At 66.9% G+C, this 2,366-nt stretch carries 3 protein-coding genes; all 3 read left to right on the top strand.

The window, feature by feature from the left end:
- On the top strand, positions 1–622 hold a 622-nt coding region (urtD, locus tag Q0602_RS05075), incomplete at its 5' end, for an urea ABC transporter ATP-binding protein UrtD (RefSeq protein WP_298839834.1).
- Positions 622–1,317 carry an urea ABC transporter ATP-binding subunit UrtE gene (gene urtE, locus Q0602_RS05070; RefSeq protein WP_298839831.1) on the top strand — a complete coding sequence of 232 codons (696 nt, stop codon included), beginning with the start codon at positions 622–624 and terminating at the stop codon, positions 1,315–1,317. The genes urtD and urtE, both read left to right, overlap by 1 nt.
- Positions 1,314–2,237, top strand: a complete 924-nt coding sequence (locus Q0602_RS05065) for an urease accessory protein UreD (protein ID WP_295034827.1) — start codon at positions 1,314–1,316, stop codon at positions 2,235–2,237. Before urtE ends, Q0602_RS05065 begins: the two co-directional genes overlap by 4 nt.
- The last annotated feature ends 129 nt before the right edge of the window (positions 2,238–2,366 follow it).

Below are 2,366 nucleotides of genomic sequence, written 5' to 3'. Positions count from 1 at the left end.
GACGATGATGGACATCATCACCGGCAAGACCCGACCCGACAGCGGCCAGGTCTGGTTCGGCAGCCGGCACAACCTCTTGACGCTGGACGAGCCCCAGATCGCCAACCTGGGCATCGGGCGCAAGTTCCAGAAACCGACGGTGTTCGAGGCGCTCGACGTCACCGAGAACCTGGAACTGGCGATGGCCGGCGATCGGCGTATCTGGAAGACCTTGCTGGCCCGGCTCGATCGGGAAGGTCAGGCGCGAATCGACGAGGTGCTGGAGACCATCGGCCTGACCGAGGAGCGATACCGTTTGGCCGGGGTGCTCTCCCACGGCCAGAAGCAGTGGCTCGAGATCGGCATGCTGTTGATGCAACGACCGCGGCTGCTGCTGGTGGACGAGCCGGTCGCGGGCATGACCGAGCCGGAAATGCATCGCACCGCGGAACTGTTGACGCGACTGGCGGGGCAGCAGTCGGTCGTCGTCGTCGAGCACGACATGGGCTTCGTGCGCTCGATCGCGCGGCAGGTCAGCGTGCTCCATCAGGGCAGCGTACTGGCGGAGGGCACGATGGACCAGGTCGCCAGCGACCCGCGGGTGATCGAGGTCTACCTCGGCGGCGACGAGGAGGCGGCCTGATGCTGAGTGTCGATAAGCTCAATCAGTACTATGGCGAGAGTCATATCCTGCGTGACCTGTCGCTCGAGGTGCCCGCCGGCCGCTGTACCTGCGTGATGGGCCGTAACGGCGTCGGCAAGACCACGCTGCTCAAGGCGATCATGGGCGAGGTCGCCGCGCGTAGCGGAACGATTCAGTTCGATGGCGAAGACATTCGCACGCGCCGGCCCGAGGTGCGTGCCGGCCTGGGAATCGGCTACGTGCCCCAGGGGCGTCAGATATTCGCCACGCTCACGGTGGAGGAGAACCTGCGTATCGGTCTGCCGGCGAGAAGAGACAGGCAGCGCCGGATTCCCGAGCGCATCTACGAACTGTTTCCGGTGCTTCGGGAGATGCGCTATCGTCGAGGCGGCGACCTCTCCGGCGGTCAACAGCAGCAACTGGCGATCGGCCGGGCGCTGGTGCTCGACCCGCGGCTGCTGATCCTGGACGAGCCGGGTGAAGGCATCCAGCCCAACATCGTGGCGCAGATCGGCGAGGTGATCCGGCGTCTCAATCGCGAGGATGGGCTGACGGTGCTGCTGGTGGAACAGAAACTGCCATTCGCGCGTCGATACGCCGATGGCTTCATGATCATGGATCGCGGCCAGGCCGTGGCCGGTGGCGACATTGCCGACCTGAGCGACGATCTGATCAAGCGACATTTAACCGTATGACGGCAGAGCCTTCATGTCATTGGCAAGCGGCGCCGACGGATTCCGGGCACCGCTTCGACGCGAGCCGGCATTGGGGCGCCTCGCTGGCGCTGACGTTTGCCGCGCGTCCCGCCGACACTGGCGAGGCGATGCGGACGCGCCTGATTCGTGCGCGCCACCACGGCCCCTTGCGGGTGCAGCGACCCTTCTACCCGGAATCCCGGGTCGTGGGGCAGCCCGATCCTTGCCACGTCTATCTGCTCCATCCCCCGGGAGGGCTGGTCAGCGGCGATGCCCTCGCCATTGACGTGGCTGTGGGGGCGGGCGCTCATGCCGTCCTGACCACGCCGGCGGCGACCAAGCTCTACCGTGCCGATAGCCACGGCGTCGCCTGGTCCCAGGCCAACCGACTCGTCGTCGACGACGGGGGGATGCTGGAGTGGCTACCCCAGGAGACGATCGCCTTCGACGGCTCGCGGGGCGAGCAGCGGACCGAGATCGCGCTGCGGGGGAGCGCGCGCTGCCTGGGTTGGGAGATCATGGCGCTGGGGCGCCCGGCCAGCCAATTGCCGTTCGAGAGCGGTCGCATCGAGCAGCGCTTTCGGCTGGTTCGCGACGGCCGGCCGCTGTGGCTCGAGCGCCAGCCGTTGGATCCGCTGCACCCGCGGTTCGTGGGCCGCTGGGGGCAGGGTGGCGCGACGGTCCAGGCGACGCTGTGGGCGGTGGGGCTGGCGGATCCGCAGCAGGCCGTGGCACGTCTGCGCGAGACGATGCCGGCCGCCAGGAACTGGGCGGTCACCCAGCGTCACGATGTACTGCTGCTGCGCTATCTGGGCCACTCACGCAACGAAGCCTGGGATCGTTGCAGCGCTGCCTGGCGTGAGCTCAGGCCGTTGCTTGTCGGACGCAACGCTTGTGAGCCGCGCATCTGGAGAACGTGAATGGCTTTTTACAGCGCCCCGGAGCCGACGCATGGCCTTTTACAGCGCCCCGAAGCCGGCGCAACATTGCAAAACTCGTAGCTCGTAGCTCGTAGCTCGTAGCTCGTAGCTCGTAGCTCGTAGCTCGTA

This window comes from uncultured Salinicola sp. (assembly GCF_937921195.1).
GTDB lineage: Bacteria > Pseudomonadota > Gammaproteobacteria > Pseudomonadales > Halomonadaceae > Salinicola.
The sequence above is the reverse complement of the archived record's forward strand: the minus strand, read 5'-3'. Positions and strand labels throughout refer to the sequence as shown.

Excerpts from the sequence above, each read along its gene's own strand:
- urtE (WP_298839831.1), top strand. The coding sequence starts at position 622 with ATGCTGAGTGTCGATAAGCTCAATCAGTACTATGGCGAGAGTCATATC.
- Q0602_RS05065 (WP_295034827.1), top strand. The coding sequence starts at position 1,314 with ATGACGGCAGAGCCTTCATGTCATTGGCAAGCGGCGCCGACGGATTCC.